This is a genomic window from Roseomonas sp. BN140053 (assembly GCF_047690175.1).
In the GTDB taxonomy this organism is placed as follows: Bacteria; Pseudomonadota; Alphaproteobacteria; order Acetobacterales; family Acetobacteraceae; genus Roseomonas.
In genome coordinates, this window is the sequence record NZ_JBLLEB010000003.1 from 293,603 (window position 1) to 308,770 (window position 15,168).

Sequence of the window (15,168 nt, forward strand, 5' to 3'; positions counted from 1 at the left end):
CGGCCGGCGGCTCCGCCCCGCGGATCAGTCCGGAAACACCGCCTCGGCCTCCACCTCCACCACGAAGCGGCGGTCGGCCAGCCCGGCCACCAGCAGCAGCGTGGCCGCGGCCTCGTGGCCTTCGAACCACTGGTCGCGCTTGCGGCGCCAAGGGCCGATCAGCAGCCGGTCGGTCAGGAAGGCCGTGATCTTGGCAATATGCCGCGGTGCCAGCCCGTGCCCCGACAGCACGGCGCCGAGGTTGCGGAACACTTGGTCAATCTGCTCGTCGGCGTTGGAGGACACGCGCCCGTCCGGCGCCACCCCGACCTGGGCGCTGATCAGCAGCCGCTTGGCCCCGCCCTCGATCACCGCGGCATGGGAATAGGCCGCGCTGGGCGGGTGCACGCCCGCCGGGTTCGAGAGCGTGATCGTCGCCATGCTGCCATCTCCTCCGGCCCGGCGGAGAGGCTAGAGCAGATCGCCGCCCACGGGAATCGGCGACGCCGCCAACAACCGGACACCGCCGTACCCCGTGAAGCCGGCGCTCGCCATCACGGGAACCCGGACACCCGGAGCCTTTCCGCGCCGCCGAACCGCGCAGGCGCGCCGCCTCAGGGCAGCCGCAGGGGCGTCGGCGGTGGCAGCGAGGAGGGCGGCGAGGCGGGCACCGGCGCCGACAGCGAGCCGGGCGCGGGCAGGGACTGCGGTTCGGCGCTGGCGGGCACGGCGGGCGTGCCGCCGGCACGGGGGGTCGACAGGTCCTCGCGCTGGATGCCGCCGGGGGCGTCGGTGGGTGCCACGGGCGCGGCGCCGGCGGTTTCCTGCAGCCAGTCGCGCAGGTTGCGCCGCACCTGCAGCTCGAACTCCACGTTCAGGTCGTCCATGGCGCGGGCCACGAGCTGCCCGGCATTGCGCGCCGGGGTGGTGCCGCCACCTTCCGGCAGCGTGGCGGTGCGGCGGGCCTCGGCCTCGGCAAAGGCGACGCGGCGACCCTCACCGTTCAGGATCTCGACGCGGCAGCGCAGCACGCAGGTCAGCCGCTCGGAGGGTTCGCTGAACAGCCCGCCGCCGCCCAGGCGCTCGCGCGTCAGGCTGGCCTGTTCCACCGCGAAGCGGGCACGACCAGTGGTGCCGCCGGCACCCAGCCGGTCGCGCGCCATGCGCACCACCTCGGCCGCGGGCACCAGCGGGGCGGGCGGGTCGACGCGGTTCGGGCCGCCGGGGGCGGGCTCCTCCACCTCCACCTCGGCCACGTTCAGCCGCAGTGGCGTCAGCCAGGCATAGCCGTCCAGCCGGGGCGGGGCGGCGTCGGGCAGGGGCTCGCGCCCCCCGCAGCCGGCGGCCAGCAGCGGCAGCAGCAGGGCGTGGCGTCGGCCGATCATGCGCGAATCCCCTCCGGAAACAGTGTCGCGGGGTTAGCCGATCAGGCGCGCCCGGCGCCAGACTGCACGTCGTCGCGGTCGAAGCGGAAGGCGACGTTGCAGAACTCGCAGTTCATGGTGATGGCGCCGTTCTCGGCCATGTGGTCGAGGTCCTCGGCCGGGAAGCCCTGCAGCACGGAAGCCAGCCGCGCGCGCGAGCAGCGGCAGCCGTAGGACAGGGCCCGGGCACGATCCACCACCAGCCCCTCGGCATGGAACAGCCGGTGCAGCAGCTGGTCGGAAGTCAGTTCGTCGTCCAGCAGTTCCGCATCGGTCAGGGTGCCGGCCAGGATGGTGGCGGTGTTCCAGGCTTCCTCGCCTTCCTCCTCCGTCAGCAGCGTGCCGTCCTCGGCCAGCGAGGGGGTGCTGCCGCCGCCGGCCGCCACGCGCTCCAGGATCAGGGCGGAAGCGCGCCAGCCCGTGGGCGTCTGGGCGGCGGACAGCCGTACCCAGGCGCGCAGCTGCTCGGAGGTTTCGAAATAGGCGTCCGTCATCTCGGCCAGGTTGTCGCCCAGGATGGACACGATGCCCTGGTAGCGGTCCATCTCCGGCCCCTGGTCGCAAGTGAAGGCCAGGTAGCCCTTGCCCAGCAGCGCCCCCGCCTCGCCCTCCGGCGCGCCGTCCGCCCGGGCATAGCCGCGCAGGGCGCCGCCATCGGTGCAGTCGGCGAGCAGCATGGAGACCGGACCGTCGCCCTTGGCCTGCAGCGAGAAGGAGCCGCGGAACTTCAGCGCCCCCGCCAGCCCCGCGGTCAGCGCCAGCGCCTGCCCCAGCAGCTTCGCCACGTCCGGCGCGTAGGCGTGCCGCACCAGCAGCGCATCGGCCAGCGCCCCCAGCCGCACCAGCCGCCCGCGCACCGGCCGGTTCGCGAGGTGGAAGGGCTGCAGGGCGCGCGGCACCACCAGGTCCGGCACGGGCGGCCGGTCGTGGTTGAGGAAGTCGGGCTTGCCGGAAGGGTCGGTCACGTCGTTCACCCGCCCTAGATAGGGAATTCCCCGCCCACCCGCACCCCGCCGCACGGCTGTGATGCAGCCCGCGCTGGCCGCCGTTGCCGCGACCGGGTGACGCCCGAGGCCCCCCGGCAGGCTTCGCGCGGAACGAGGTCGCTCCTCGCCCCTGGGCCAGGCGGGAGACAGGGCCGCCGCGGCCGGAGCACCGGGCTTCCGCGCCCCCCGGTTCGATTGACCGGCTTTCAGCCGCCGTTCACCTTCCGCGGCAACACTGATCGGGGAGGGGCCAATCCATGTCCGTCGCATCGCCTGCCGTTACCCGCCGCGGCCTCGGGCCCCTGGCACTCGCCGCCACGCTCGCCGCGGGCGGGCTGCGGGCGCAGCCGGCCGTGGACGGGCCGGTCACCATCATCGTGCCCTATACGCCCGGCACCGGGCCGGACATCCTGGCGCGGCTGGTGGCGCCCTTCCTGGGGCAGCGGCTCGGGCAGCCGGTGGTGGTGGACAACCGCGCCGGCGCGTCCGGCAACATCGGCTCGCAGTTCGTGGCGCGGGCGGCGCCGGACGGGCGGACGCTGATGATGCAGCCCAACACCTTCGTGATGAACCCTTCGCTGTTCCGGCAGGTGCCCTACGACCCCGTCAACAGCTTCACCCCGATCGCGGAGCTGAGCACCGGCGACCTCGCGCTGGTGGTGAACCCCGACGTGCCGGCGCGCACGGCGCGCGAGTTCGCCGAGCTGGCGAGGGCCCGGCCGGGCGCGCTGGACTACGCGACCCCCGGCAACGGCACGCCGCAGCACCTGGGCATGGCGCTCTTCGCGCAGGTCGCCAAGGTCGAGCTGAACCACGTGCCCTATCGCGGCGCGGCGCCGGCCATCCAGGACCTGATCGGCAAGCGCGTGGCGGCCGCCTTCCTGCCGGTGCACACCGCGCTGCCGCTGGTGGGGAACGGGCAGATCCGCCTGCTGGCGGTGGGCAGCCTGCAGCGCTCGCCCGTGGCGCCCGATGTGCCCACCCTGACGGAGTCCGGCTTTCCCGGGGCCCAGGCCGACCTGTGGTTCGGGCTGCTCGGCCCCGCCGGGCTGCCGCCGGCCCTGGTGGCGCGCATGAACGCCGACATCAACGCCTGGCTGGCGGAACCCGGCACGCGCGAGCAGTTGCGCGCCCAGGGGATGCAGCCCGCCCCCAACACGCCGGACGCCTTCGCCGCGCTGGTGAAGCGCGACTTCGACCGTTGGGCGCAGGTGGTGCGCGAAGCCGGCATCTCGGCCGAGTAGGCGGCGCGCTGCGAAAGGACGCGGCGCATCCTTCCGCAGCGCCCGGCCGGTCAGTGGCCGGCGTTGTTGTTCTGCTGCTGCTGCTGGTCGCGCCGCTCAGCGGCGTGGCGGCGATGCACGCCCACCGCGCAGCCGGCGGCCGCCCCCGCCACGGCATGGCCGCGGCCCACGAAATGCCCGGCCACGGCGCCCACCGCGCCGCCCTTGAGGCAGCCGCCTTCCGCCGCCAGGGCGGACTGGGCGGAAACGGCGCCGAGGCCGAGCGCGAGCAGCGCGGCGGCAGGCAGGAGAAGGGATCGCACGGAACGGTGCCTCCGGTTGGTGCCCACGGAGAAAACGCGGGCGCGGCCCGCGCGGCACGATTACACTTGCGCAAGGCGCGCACCCCGGCCGCGCGCGCCGGCCACGACGAGGTGCGGGGCCTCAGCCCGCGTCCGGCGTCACGGCCACGCCGGTCTCGAACCAGGTGATGCCTTCCGACACCAGGTCCAGCTCGTAGCCCGCATCGGCCGCGCCCAGGGGCGGCAGGGTGAAGGACAGCTCGACCGCCCGGCCCGGCGCCGGCGGCTCGGGGCCGAGGCGCTGCCGCTGGAAGTCGCGCTCCAGCGTGCCGTCGGCACGGCGGCGCATGACGCCGAGGTTGACCGAGCCTTCGCCGGATCCGCCGGGGATCCAGTGCCAGGGCCCGGTGTTGCGCACCGACAGCCGCACGAACACGCCACCCGCCGTGCGTCGGGCTTCCAGCACGGTGATGCTGCCGGCCTCCCGGCCGTCGCGCTGGCCCGGGGGCGGCATGTTCCGGCTGTCCGGCGTGCCGCCGGCGCGGTGCAGCACGAAGCAGCGCAGGTGCCGCGCCCAGGGCCGCAGCTGCCGGCGCGCCAGCTCGCCCAGCTCGGGGGACAGCGGCTCCTCCGTGCCGAAGCGTGCGGCCTCGTCCAGGAACTGTGTCATCGGCAGCACGAAGGGCCGGTCCGGCAGCAGCGCCACCTCGCAGCGCTCGAAGCCCGCCTCCTGCGCCAGATGCCAGACCTGCTCCAGTGCGACGTCGTTCTCGATCACGCCGAAGCGCCGCATTTCGGACTGCGAGTCGGGCGAGCGGGAATGCTCCGGCCCCGGTTCCATGAACACGGCGCGGCCGAAGGGGCGCAGCACGCGCGCCATCTCGCGCAGCGTCGTCGCCTGGTCGTGCAGGTGGTGGAACACGTCGAAGCAGACGACGCGGTGCACGGCCGCATCGGCCAGCGGAATGCGGTCGCCGTCCAGCGGCAGGTAGCGCACCGCACCGGCGAGCGGCGGCATGTTCTCGCGCGTCCAGGCCTCGGCCTTGTCCAGCGCGGTGTGCGACACGTCCACGCCGATCACCTGCAGCTTCTGCTGCAGCAGGATGCGGCACAGCCAGCCCGTGCCGCAGCCGTAGTCCAGCACGCTCTGCCCCGCCTGCAGCCCGAGCAGGTCCAGCACCGCCCAGAGCTTGCGCAGCATGTCGCGCGCCATCGGCGGGTCGCCGAAGGGCTTGCGGAAGATCATGCTCCACAGCGGCGCGTCGCGGTAATACTGGTCGGCCAGCTCGGCATGGCGTTCGGGGTCGAAGGCGGCGATCAGGCGCGAAACCTCGATCAACCCATCCGGGCCTTCCAGGGCAGCGGCCTCCTCCGGGTCCCAGGGAATCATCCTTCGGCCTCTCGTCTCTCGGGGTGAAAAGCTGCGCCGCGGCCTGGGCCTTGTCCACGGCGCGGGACCCGCGGCGTGCGCAACACATCGCGCGCAAGCGGCGTCGCCGGCCGCGGCGTCTGGCAGGGCGTCGGCGCCCCGGCTAGCCTCGGCGGTGAAGGGGCGCCGCAGCACGCCCCGCACGGAGGAGGAAAGCCCGCATGCCACCCCGGACGCGCCGCCGCGCCGCCTGTCTCGGCTTCGTCGCCAGCCTGCTGCTACCCGCCGCGGCGCTGGCGCAGGGTTCCGCCTGCACCGCCCTGGCCGCCCCCGGCCTGTTTCCCAACACGGCCGTCAGCGCCGCGCGCGACGTGCCGGCCGAGGGCGCGACGCCCGCGCATTGCGAGGTGACGGCGATGGTGCGCCCGGTGGAGGGCTCCAGCATCGGCGTGGTGGTCCGGCTGCCCGAGAACTGGAACGGCCGGCTGCTGGGCATCGGCGGCGGCGGCTTTGCCGGCGACGTCCGGCTGGACACCATGCGTCCCGCCCTGGCGCGCGGCTACGCGGTGGCCGGCACCGATGCCGGGCATCCCAGCGCGGATTCCCTGGACCCGAGCTGGGCGCTGCGCCCCGACGGCCAGCTGAACCGCGAGGCGGTGACGGATTTCGGCCATCGCGCGGTGCACGAGATGACAGTGCTGGCCAAGCAGGTCGTGGCGCACCGCTACGGAAGGCCGCAGGACCGCACCTATTGGCAGGGCTGCTCCACCGGCGGCCGGCAGGGGCTGGCGGAGGTCCAGCGCTACCCCGAGGACTATGACGGCGTGATCGCCGGCGCGCCCGTCTACAACATGGTGGTCTATTCCTCCGCCATCCTGCGCACGCAGTTCTTCCACGCGGCGCCCGGGAACAACCTGACCCCGGCGCAGGTGCCGCTGGTCGCCGCCGCCGTGCAGCGCGCCTGCGACCGGCTGGACGGGGTGGCGGACGGCGTGCTGACCGACCCGCGCCGCTGCAGCTGGGACCCGGCGGAGCTGCGCTGCACGGGGAACAACGGCCCGGACTGCCTGACGGACCGGCAGGTGGAAACGGTGCGCAAGATGTACGCGGGCGTCACCACCGCGGATGGCCGGGTCGCGGCGGCGCCCTCCATGCGCGGCGGCGAGCTGGACTGGCTGGACCGTTCCGTCGGCACGCGCGAGCTGCCGCTGGGGCGCAACGCGGTGCTGGGCGCGCCCTTCATCTCCTACCTCGTGGAGAACAACCCGCGCTACGACCTGATGTCCTACGACCCGGAGCGCGACCAGGCGCGCATCGAGAGCTCCTTCGCCGCCTCGCAGATCGTGATGAACGACGCGGAGATCGCGCCCTTCCTGCGCCGCGGCGGCAAGCTGCTCCTGTGGCACGGCTTCAACGATCCCGGCCCCAGCCCGACGCAGACGGTCGCCTATCTCGACCGCGTCACCCGCGCCCTGGGCGGCGAGGACGAGGCGCGCGGCCAGGTGCGGCTGTTCCTGGCGCCCGGCGTGTTCCATTGCCGCGGAGGCCCCGGCCCCGACCAGTTCGACACGCTGAGCGCGCTGGAAGCCTGGGTGGAGCGCGGCGTGGCGCCGGAGCGCATCGTCGCCACCAAGGCGAACAGCCCGGTGTCGCGGCCGCTCTGCCCGTATCCGCTGGCGGCGCGCTACGACGGCAGCGGCGACCCCAACGACGCGAACAGCTTCCGCTGCGCCCCGGCCGGCGGCTGAGCCGGCCCCGGCCGGCTGTGACGCGGGTGCCCAGGCCCGGGGCGGCGGGGCAGGCTGGAAGGGAGGGCGGATTTCGGGCAGATCGGACCGGCGTGCCCGATGATCCCGCCCCCCGCACCGCCGCACGGTTCCGCAGCGGTTCCGCGACCCTGCCGCCTCCCGCGGAAGCGCCGGACGCCGCGGCCGCGCCGCGCGCGGTGCCCCGCGGCGCCGATCCCCTGGACGCGCTCTACGAGCGGCCGGGCTTCAAGCTGCGCCGCGCGCACCAGATCTCGCTCTCGGTGTTCGCCGAGGAATGCCGCGCTCACGACGTCACCAACACGCAGTTCGGCGTGCTGACGGCGCTGCGGCACCGCCCCGGGCTGGACCAGGTCGGCCTGTCGCAGGTGCTGGGGCTGGACCGTTCCACCACGGGCATGGTGGTGGGGCTGCTGGAACGGCGCGGGCTGCTGCGGCGCGACCAGCCCAGCACCGACCGCCGCCGCCGCGTGCTGGCCCTGACCCCCGCTGGCGAGGAACTGCTCGACACCCTGGCGCCGGCGGCGGAACGCGCCCGCCAGCGCCTGCTCGCCCCCCTGACCGCCGCCGAGGAAGCCACGCTGCATGCCCTGCTGGACCGCGTGCTGAGCCACCACGACGCCGCCGTGCGCGTGCCGCTCCGCCGCGGCGAACCGGCGGCCGAGGACTGACGGCGGCGGGTCGTGTGTTCTGGCCGGGGCCAGGGGCGCGCTGCCCGGGGATCACGGTGCCGCGCGAGCCAAACCCGCTGAAGCCGTGCTGGCCGCCGGCCACGCTGTCCGGGCAGATCGCGGCCGGCGCTAATCCACCGTGATACCGAGCGAGCGGATCAGGGGCCCGTAAACGCCGGCATCCGCCCGGACCTGCTGGCGCAGCTCCTCCGGCGGCGCCGGTGTCGGAACCTGCGACGTCCCGGCAAAGGCATTGCGCGCGGCTTCCGTGCGCAGGTAGCCCTGCAGCGCCTCGTTCAGCCGCGCGATCACGGCGGGGGGCGTGGCGGCCGGGGCGAAGAGCGCGGCCCAGACGCTGGCATCCACCTCGCGGAAGCCGAGTTCCGACATGCCCGGCACGTCCGGCAGGAAATCGGAACGCTCCCGGGTTCCCGCGGCCAGGACGCGCAGCTGCCCGGCCTTGAGCAGCGGACCGAAGGTGGTGAGATCGGCCACGGTCATGGACAGCCGGCCCGCTGCCAGGTCCGGCGCGACGTTGGAATAGCCGCGGTACACGACGTGCAGCATGTTCACGCCGGCCGCCCGGGTCAGCATCTCCGAGGCCAGGTGACCGACCGTGCCGTTGCCGATGGAGGCGAAGGTCAGCTGCCCCGGCCGCGCCCGCGCCATGGCCAGGAACTCCTCCAGGTTGCGGGCTGGCGAGTCCGCGGGCACGAACACGAAGTAGGGCAGCCGCATCACCAGACCGACCGGGGCGAAATCCCGCTCCGGATCATAGGGCAGCCTTTCGCCGTAGAGCACGGGGTTGGTGCTCATGGTCGAGGAGGAGCAGAACAGCAGCGTGTAGCCGTCGGGCGGCGACTTCGCGACCAGATCCGCGGCGATGATGGTGTTGCCGCCGGGCCGGTTCTCCACCACGAAGGGCTGCCCGAGCGTCTGGGACAGGGCGCTGGCGGTGAGGCGCAGCGCCGTGTCCGAAGCGCCGCCGGAGGTGAAGGGGATCAGCACCCGCACGGGACGGGTGGGATAGCTGGCCTGGGCCGCGGCGTGACGGGCCAGCACGGTCATGGCCGAGGCGCCCAGCAGGGCGCGGCGGGTGGTGTTCAACGTTGTTTCCTCCTCGTTGTGTTTTTCCTGGGCGCTTCCTGCCGGACAGGGCGGGCGAGCGGCGGCGCATCCGACCCGGCCGCTGCGGCCCTGGTGGGCCGCTCAGTGGTCCGGCATGGTCCGCTTCTCGATTTCCAGCAGCCGCTCCAGCCCGGTCACGGCCTGGGCAGCCTTCATCTCGCGCGAGGCTTCCTTGGCGCCGAGGAACGGGTCGGGCGTGCCATCGGCCAGGTGCCGGTAGGCGAGGCGCATGGCCTTGAACATCGCCGCGAAGACCGAGCCGGGCGAGGCCGCCACGCGATAGCCGAGCCCGGCGAGATCGGCAGCCGAGAGCGCGAATTCGGCGAAGCCTTCCTCGGGAGCGAAGAGCATCAGCGGCGCTGGCAGGCGCTCGCCGATGATGCGGAGATCATCCGGATTGCGCGTGTAGAGGAACAGCATATCGGCGCCGGCCTTCTTGAAGGCTTCGCCGCGGCGAAGCGTCTCGTCGAGGTCATGGACGCGGCGCGCATTGGTGCGGCCGATCACCAGGAAGTCGGGGTTCCTGCGCGCTGCCACGGCTTCCCTGATCCGGTTCACCATGAACTCCGTCGGCACGAGGTGCTCGATGCCGACATGGTGGTGCACGCGGCGCGGCAACAGCTGGTCCTCGATCTCGATGGCCTGGATGCCCGCCGCTTCCGACAGCGCCACGGTGCGGTGCAGGTGGACGGGATCGCCCCAGCCGCCGCCGGCATCGAGGATGATGGGCAGGGCGGAGGCGCTGCGCATCTCCAGCGCCACGTCCACCATCTCCGTCAGCGTGAGATTGGCTTCCGTCACGCATTTCAGCCAGCCGAGGGAGCCGCCGCTGAGATACAGGCTCTTGAAGCCGGCCTGTTCGGCCAGCCGCGCCATGATGGGGTTGAGGGCCACCGGCGCCACGAGCAGTTCGGGCCGATCCAGCAGGCTGCGCAGACTTTCCATTCCGCTTCCTTCCATGCATCCGGCCAGCGCGGGGCACGACATCCCGGCCGGCTCCTTTTCTGACCGGGCGAGCTTGCGCCCGGGTGCTTCCTGCCGCTCCCCCGGGGGGGGGCGCTGCACGGCCTTCCCGCAGCCGCACGGATGCGGAGCGCGAACCGCGCGGTGCCGGCGAGCCCGGCTCCGCGGCACCCGCGCCCAAGTTGACACCTCGCGAGTGAGTCAGGAAACTTCATCGGCGGCGCAGCATCAAGCCGCCCAAAGCACAGAGAGTGAGGCGGCCCGCCGTGCCTTCGTGCGTCGCCGCGCACCGGGGAGGCCGCGATGGCGAGCAGCGAGCAGAAGCAGTGGGCCCGGGAGCACTACAAGGGGGTCGAGGACTCCCTCAAAACCGCCTTCACGCCCGATTTCTCCGCGCTCGACGAGGACGGCATCCGGCACGACGTGCGCAACAGCATCCGCAATGGCTTCTTCGCGGCAATGTGCTCCTGCACCTACACCACCATGCCGGAAAAGAAGCAGTTCCTGGAGATTGCTGCGGATGAGGGGCGCGGCAAGATCCTGATCGGCATCAACGCTGCCATCCACGACCTCGAGGCCGGCATTGAGCTGATGCAGCACGGCGAGAAGGTGGGCTGCACCCATGCCTTCATCGAGTATCCCCGTCACCTGCAGCCGGAATCGCCGGACGAGGTGTACCGTTACCTGCGGCAGCTCACTGACGCCACGCGGTTGCCGATCATCCTCTACGGCTACCACGCGCCGGCGCTGCGCCGCTTCCATCCCAGCGGCATCGTGATGGAGGTGCTGGACCGCCTGGCCGAGGTGCCGAACGTGGTGGGGATGAAGTTCACCCAGGTGATCAATCCCGCTTCGGCCTTCGAGATGGCGGAGCGGCTGGGCGACCGCATCCTGTTCGGCCCCGCCAACCTGACCCTGGTGCCGCCGCTGGCGCGGCACCACCACGTGCAGTGGCTGGGGCAATGGGTGGTGGAATCGCTGCAATCCCCCGAGAAGCCGTACCTGACCGAGTTCATGCAGCTGGTGAATGCCGGGCGGCTGGAAGCGGCCATGACGCCGTACTGGCAGATGATCCCCGCCTACAACTACGTCCACGAGCTACAGCGCAGCTACCTGCTGCGCGGCAGCCATCCCTGGGCGCACATCAACTACTACCACTGGTGCGTCGGCGGGAATGGCGGGTTGCCGCGCGGCTCCAGCAAGAACTCCGACGCGGTGGCGGTGCTGGACGCCAAGGGGCGCGAAGAAATCCGCGAGCAGTACCGCAAGATCGGCATCCCCACCACGGAAGCGCCCGAGGAGGAGTTCGTGGTGGGCAAGGCGAACTACGCCAAGGGCATCCGCATGAAGGACCTGTCGCGCACGCCGCTCTACGCCTGAGGGTGACGTCGCCGGGATGACCCCTCCTCGCCTGGACGGCAAGACCGTATTGCTGACCGGCGCCGCGGGGGGGATGGGGAGCGTGATGACGCTGGCCCTGCTGGAAGCGGGCGCCGCCGTGGTGGCGGTGGATCGCGACGAGGCGGCCCTGCACGCCCTGCTCGGGCGTGCCCGCGCGCGGGGGCTCGAAGCCAAGCTCCTCCCGCATCGCGCCGATCTCGGCGACCGCAGCGCCTGCGAGGCAGTGGTGCCGGGCGTGCTGGCGGAGCACGGGGCGCTGCACGGGCTGGTCAACCTCGCCGGCATCGGACCCACCGTGTTCAGCCCGGACTATGCCGTGAAACCCGTGCGCTTCTGGGAATGCGACATCGGCGCCTGGCAGCGGCTGATGGACATCAACGTGCGCGCGGCCTGGATCCTGGCCGGCGCCGCCGTGCCGGCCATGCTGCGCCAGGGCTGGGGGCGCATCGTCAACGTCACCACCAGCTTCGACACCATGCTGCAGCCCAACAACGCGGCCTATGGCCAGTCCAAGGCGGCGCTGGAAGCCGCGACCGCCAGCTGGGCGCGCGAACTGGAGGGAACGGGCGTCACGGTCAACGCGCTGGCCCCCGGCGGCCCGACCGACACGCCGCTGATCCCGGCCAACAGCCCGATGCCGCGCCACGCCATGATCCGGCCGGAGGTCATGGGCGCGCCGGCCGTGTGGCTGCTCGGCGAGGGCTCGGACGGCTTCACCAACCGCCGCGTCATCGCCCGAAACTGGCGCGGGGAGTTGCCGGGTGCGGAAGCGGCCTCGGCCGCCTCGGCACCGGCCGCCTGGCCCGGCTTCGGCACGCAATCCGTGCGGCCCAGGCCAGCGACCACGTGAAGGCGTCTGGAAGGACAGCGGAGCACGCCGACGCCGCCGTTCAAAGGCTCCCGTACCACCCCGCCGCCGATGCCGCTGACCGTGGCGACCCGGGCCAGGACCTCACGCCCCCCGGTGTCGATGGCGGCGGGCTGGCCTCCGCCATCGACAGGCTGAGGCGCGGCCCCTAGACGGTGTGGGCGCGCGTTTCCTCGGCGACGCGCTGGTTTTCCGGGAGGATACGGCATGCGCCTGCACGGCTATTTCCGCTCCACCGCCGCCTGGCGGGTGCGGATCGCGCTCAACCTCAAGGGCGTGGAGGCGGAGCGGTCCTTTCACCACCTGCGCAAGGGCGAGCAGCGCGCGCCGGACTACCTGCGGCTGAACCCGCAGGGCCTGCTGCCGACGCTGGAGCTGGACAACGGCGCCGTGCTCACCCAGTCGCTGGCGATCTGCGAATGGCTGGAGGAAACCCACCCCGAGCCGGCGCTGCTGCCGCGCGACGCCGTGGCGCGGGCGCATGTGCGCGCCTTTGCCCAGGCCATCGCCTGCGACATCCACCCCGTGCAGAACCTGAAGGTGCTGGCGCGGCTGCGCGCCCTGGGCCAGCCGGAGGAGGTCGTGACCGGCTGGGCGCGGGACGTGATCAACGAGGGTCTCGCGGCCTGTGCGACGCTGATCGAGAAGCAGTCGGGGCCCTTCTGCTTCGGGGCGGCGCCGACGCTGGCGGATCTCTGCCTGGTGCCGCAGCTCAGCAATGCCCGCCGCTTCGGCTGCGACGTGTCGGTCTGGCCGCGGCTGCTGGCGGTGGAAAGCGCCTGCCTGGCGCTGCCAGCCTTTGCCGACGCCCAGCCGGAGCGCCAGCCCGACGCGGAATAAGGCGCGCGGCGCCGTCCCGGCAGAGCGTGGCCCCGCCCGTGCAGCGCCGGGACCGGTTTTCCCGGCCGCCGACGCGGGTGGCGGAACCTATCCCGCCGCCCGCACGATGATCCCCGCCGAGGTGGTGATGATGCCCTGCACCGACAGCTTCAGGTGCGGCGCCTCGGCGTCGATCGGCAGCGGCCAGGCCGGGTTGAGCGGATAGGGCGGCAGGTCCACGAACTTGTCCATCACCCCCGTGCCGGGGTCGAAGTCCATCGGGGCCGGGGCGTGGCCGGCGGCGGCGAGGCGGCGCACCAGCTCCTCCAGGTGGCGCTGGCGGAACAGCACGGTGGGGCCGCTTTCCAGCCCGGGGCCGGTGTTGTCCAGGTTGCACTCGGTGGTGTGCACCGCGACCCCGCCGGGCTTGAGGCAGCGCATGGCATTTTCGACGAAGCGCAGCCCCGCTTCCACGCTGCCGAGATGCTCGAAGGAGCAGACGGACCAGAGGAAGTCGAACTGCCCGTGCAGGTCGGCGGGGATGCGCCCCATGTCCACGGCGCGAAAGGACACCTTGGCGTCAAAGGTGGCGCGGTCCACCAGGTAGTCGCGGAACAGCCGCTCGTGGTCGGAACCGTGCTGCTCGGCGCTGATCCATTGCCGGGCGCGCGGGTCGGAAGCGTCGAGGTCGGTGGCCAGGATCTCCGCGCCCTCGGCGGCCAGAAAGGCGGGCAGGGCTTCGGCGCCCACGGCGAAGCCCAGGCCGCGCTTGCCGGGCGCCAGCATCCCGGCCTCCCACAGCGCCTGCAGGGCGTAGCAATCTTCCCAGACCTTGCGGTGATACAGCGGCGCGATGTGCTGCCGGGCGCACCAGTGGTGCAGCCAGGGCGCCTCGATATCCGCCTGCCGGCACAGGCGCCCGGTCAGCCCGACATGCTCCGGCGCCTCGGGGGCGGTCAGGCCGTAGCCGGCCAAACCCTTCTCGTAGGCCTGGCGGGCCAGCACGGAGCCGAGCACCTTGGTGTTCCATGCCGCCAGCTGCGCTTCCCGCCCGCGCACCCAGCCGCCACTCAACCAGCGAAGCAACGTCGTTCCAGCCTTTCCCGGCATGAACGGGGGTGTGTGCCCGGCTCCGGGGCCGGCGGGAAGGGCTGGGTGGCGCCCGCGAGGGAGCAGCGCCCTCTGCGGGTCATCCAGCCTTACGAGTCCAGCCGGATCCCCAGCTCCCGGATCAGCGGCCGCCACACCGCGTTCTCGCGCGCCACGAACTCGCCGAAGGCCGCCGGCGTGCCCGGCGAAGCTTCCACCCCCAGGGCCTGGATGCGCGCCTGGGTTTCGCCGGTGGTCACGGCGCGGTTCAGCGCCTCGTTCAGCCGGGCCACCGCGGCGGCAGGGGCGGCGGCGGGGACGGACATGCCCTGCCAGCCATAGGCCACGGCGCCGGCATGGCCGAGCTCCAGCGCGGTGGGAACATCCGCGGCGGAAGCGCTGCGGGCCTCGCTCATCACCAGCAGGGCGCGCGCCTTGCCGTCGCGCAGGAAGGGGATGCCGGTGGCGCAGTCCACCATCACGCTGTCCACCGCGCCGGCCAGCAGGTCCTGCATGGCGGCCGGGGCGCCGCGATAAGGGACGTGCACCGCCTCGAACCCGCCGGCGCGGCGCTTGAGCAGCTCCATCGCCAGGTGGTGCGGCGAGGCCACGGCGGGCGAGCCGTAGGTCGGCGCCCGGCGCCGCGACGCCGCCACGTAGTCCGCGAAGGAGCGCGCGGGGTCGTCCGGCCGCACCGCCAGGAACAGCGGGAAGCGGCCGATGAAGCCTACCCCCGTCAGGTCGCGGTCGGGGTCGTAGGGCAGGCGGGCGTAGAGGGCGGGATTGTAGACGAGGTTGCCGTTGTCGACGTGCAGCATCGTGTAGCCGTCGGGCGCGGCGCGAGCCACGGCCTCGCTGGCCAGCACGGCGCCGCCGCCGACGCGGTTCTCCACCACCACGTTCTGGCCCAGCACCGCGCCCATCTGCGTGCCGATCAGCCGTGCGAAAACGTCCGAGGCACCGCCGGGCGGATAGCCCACCACCCAGCGTAGCGGGTGGTCCGGAAAGCTGCCCTGGGATCCCCCTTGGGCGCCGGCGAGGCCGGGCAGGAGGCTGGCGGACAGGCCGAGCAGGCCCTGCCCGAAGTGGCGGCGTCGCAGCATCGAATCCCCTGGGTTGGTCGCGTGGTGGCGGGCAGCATGCACGGCCCGGGCCATCCGCGGCGAGGGCCGTAGTGCGA

The 15,168-nt window shown here is 73.0% G+C and carries 15 protein-coding genes; 6 read left to right on the top strand and 9 right to left on the bottom strand.

The annotated features are described in order from the left end of the window. Positions 1 to 24 precede the first annotated feature (24 nt). The 3 genes from ACLIBK_RS05325 to ACLIBK_RS05335 form a co-directional block, all read right to left on the bottom strand. On the bottom strand, positions 25 to 420 hold the full coding sequence (locus tag ACLIBK_RS05325) for a RidA family protein (RefSeq protein WP_415386191.1): 396 nt from the start codon (positions 418 to 420) through the stop codon (positions 25 to 27). A 173-nt stretch (positions 421 to 593) separates the two neighbouring features. After that, a complete protein-coding gene (locus tag ACLIBK_RS05330; protein WP_415386192.1) occupies positions 594 to 1,364 on the bottom strand; it encodes a hypothetical protein in 771 nt (256 codons plus the stop codon). A 41-nt stretch (positions 1,365 to 1,405) separates the two neighbouring features. After that, positions 1,406 to 2,377, bottom strand: coding sequence for an Hsp33 family molecular chaperone HslO (locus tag ACLIBK_RS05335; protein ID WP_415386193.1), 972 nt, complete (start codon positions 2,375 to 2,377; stop codon positions 1,406 to 1,408). Positions 2,378 to 2,646: 269 nt separating this feature from the next. Here ACLIBK_RS05335 and ACLIBK_RS05340 point away from each other — a divergent pair, with 269 nt between their 5' ends. Then, on the top strand, positions 2,647 to 3,633 hold the full coding sequence (locus ACLIBK_RS05340; protein WP_415386194.1) for a tripartite tricarboxylate transporter substrate binding protein: 987 nt from the start codon (positions 2,647 to 2,649) through the stop codon (positions 3,631 to 3,633). 50 nt (positions 3,634 to 3,683) lie between these two features. Here ACLIBK_RS05340 and ACLIBK_RS05345 read toward each other — a convergent pair whose 3' ends face one another. Continuing rightward, positions 3,684 to 3,935, bottom strand: a complete 252-nt coding sequence (locus ACLIBK_RS05345) for a hypothetical protein (RefSeq protein WP_415386195.1) — start codon at positions 3,933 to 3,935, stop codon at positions 3,684 to 3,686. A 121-nt stretch (positions 3,936 to 4,056) separates the two neighbouring features. Further along, positions 4,057 to 5,304 carry a class I SAM-dependent methyltransferase gene (locus ACLIBK_RS05350; protein WP_415386196.1) on the bottom strand — a complete coding sequence of 416 codons (1,248 nt, stop codon included), beginning with the start codon at positions 5,302 to 5,304 and terminating at the stop codon, positions 4,057 to 4,059. Positions 5,305 to 5,504: 200 nt separating this feature from the next. Here ACLIBK_RS05350 and ACLIBK_RS05355 point away from each other — a divergent pair, with 200 nt between their 5' ends. Together ACLIBK_RS05355 and ACLIBK_RS05360 are read left to right on the top strand one after the other, a co-directional pair. Then, a complete protein-coding gene (locus tag ACLIBK_RS05355) occupies positions 5,505 to 7,031 on the top strand; it encodes a tannase/feruloyl esterase family alpha/beta hydrolase (protein WP_415386197.1) in 1,527 nt (508 codons plus the stop codon). Between the two features lie 92 nt (positions 7,032 to 7,123). Beyond that, positions 7,124 to 7,720, top strand: a complete 597-nt coding sequence (locus tag ACLIBK_RS05360; RefSeq protein WP_415386198.1) for a MarR family winged helix-turn-helix transcriptional regulator — start codon at positions 7,124 to 7,126, stop codon at positions 7,718 to 7,720. A 129-nt stretch (positions 7,721 to 7,849) separates the two neighbouring features. Here the strand turns inward: ACLIBK_RS05360 and ACLIBK_RS05365 are convergent, their stop codons facing one another. Continuing rightward, positions 7,850 to 8,827 (bottom strand): Bug family tripartite tricarboxylate transporter substrate binding protein, encoded by a 978-nt coding sequence (locus ACLIBK_RS05365; RefSeq protein ID WP_415386199.1) that lies wholly within the window; start codon positions 8,825 to 8,827, stop codon positions 7,850 to 7,852. Positions 8,828 to 8,929: 102 nt separating this feature from the next. Further along, positions 8,930 to 9,793, bottom strand: a complete 864-nt coding sequence (locus ACLIBK_RS05370; protein WP_415386200.1) for an isocitrate lyase/PEP mutase family protein — start codon at positions 9,791 to 9,793, stop codon at positions 8,930 to 8,932. A 321-nt stretch (positions 9,794 to 10,114) separates the two neighbouring features. Here ACLIBK_RS05370 and ACLIBK_RS05375 point away from each other — a divergent pair, with 321 nt between their 5' ends. The 3 genes from ACLIBK_RS05375 (at position 10,115) to maiA (ending at position 12,920) form a co-directional block, all read left to right on the top strand. Next, the gene (locus ACLIBK_RS05375; protein WP_415386201.1) at positions 10,115 to 11,191 is read left to right on the top strand and encodes a dihydrodipicolinate synthase family protein; all 1,077 of its coding nucleotides are present in this window, start codon (positions 10,115 to 10,117) and stop codon (positions 11,189 to 11,191) included. A gap of 16 nt (positions 11,192 to 11,207) precedes the next feature. Then, positions 11,208 to 12,062 carry an SDR family NAD(P)-dependent oxidoreductase gene (locus tag ACLIBK_RS05380; RefSeq protein WP_415386202.1) on the top strand — a complete coding sequence of 285 codons (855 nt, stop codon included), beginning with the start codon at positions 11,208 to 11,210 and terminating at the stop codon, positions 12,060 to 12,062. Between the two features lie 225 nt (positions 12,063 to 12,287). Beyond that, positions 12,288 to 12,920, top strand: a complete 633-nt coding sequence (gene maiA / locus ACLIBK_RS05385; RefSeq protein ID WP_415386203.1) for a maleylacetoacetate isomerase — start codon at positions 12,288 to 12,290, stop codon at positions 12,918 to 12,920. 87 nt (positions 12,921 to 13,007) lie between these two features. Here the strand turns inward: maiA and ACLIBK_RS05390 are convergent, their stop codons facing one another. Together ACLIBK_RS05390 and ACLIBK_RS05395 are read right to left on the bottom strand one after the other, a co-directional pair. Then, on the bottom strand, positions 13,008 to 13,985 hold the full coding sequence (locus ACLIBK_RS05390; protein WP_415386204.1) for an SAM-dependent methyltransferase: 978 nt from the start codon (positions 13,983 to 13,985) through the stop codon (positions 13,008 to 13,010). 113 nt (positions 13,986 to 14,098) lie between these two features. Then, positions 14,099 to 15,091, bottom strand: coding sequence for a Bug family tripartite tricarboxylate transporter substrate binding protein (locus ACLIBK_RS05395; RefSeq protein WP_415386205.1), 993 nt, complete (start codon positions 15,089 to 15,091; stop codon positions 14,099 to 14,101). Positions 15,092 to 15,168: the final 77 nt, after the last annotated feature.

Excerpts from the sequence above, each read along its gene's own strand:
- ACLIBK_RS05395 (WP_415386205.1), bottom strand. The coding sequence starts at position 15,091 with ATGCTGCGACGCCGCCACTTCGGGCAGGGCCTGCTCGGCCTGTCCGCC.
- ACLIBK_RS05350 (WP_415386196.1), bottom strand. The coding sequence starts at position 5,304 with ATGATTCCCTGGGACCCGGAGGAGGCCGCTGCCCTGGAAGGCCCGGAT.
- ACLIBK_RS05375 (WP_415386201.1), top strand. The coding sequence starts at position 10,115 with ATGGCGAGCAGCGAGCAGAAGCAGTGGGCCCGGGAGCACTACAAGGGG.
- ACLIBK_RS05380 (WP_415386202.1), top strand. The coding sequence starts at position 11,208 with ATGACCCCTCCTCGCCTGGACGGCAAGACCGTATTGCTGACCGGCGCC.
- ACLIBK_RS05340 (WP_415386194.1), top strand. The coding sequence starts at position 2,647 with ATGTCCGTCGCATCGCCTGCCGTTACCCGCCGCGGCCTCGGGCCCCTG.
- ACLIBK_RS05355 (WP_415386197.1), top strand. The coding sequence starts at position 5,505 with ATGCCACCCCGGACGCGCCGCCGCGCCGCCTGTCTCGGCTTCGTCGCC.
- ACLIBK_RS05330 (WP_415386192.1), bottom strand. The coding sequence starts at position 1,364 with ATGATCGGCCGACGCCACGCCCTGCTGCTGCCGCTGCTGGCCGCCGGC.
- ACLIBK_RS05370 (WP_415386200.1), bottom strand. The coding sequence starts at position 9,793 with ATGGAAAGTCTGCGCAGCCTGCTGGATCGGCCCGAACTGCTCGTGGCG.
- ACLIBK_RS05325 (WP_415386191.1), bottom strand. The coding sequence starts at position 420 with ATGGCGACGATCACGCTCTCGAACCCGGCGGGCGTGCACCCGCCCAGC.
- maiA (WP_415386203.1), top strand. The coding sequence starts at position 12,288 with ATGCGCCTGCACGGCTATTTCCGCTCCACCGCCGCCTGGCGGGTGCGG.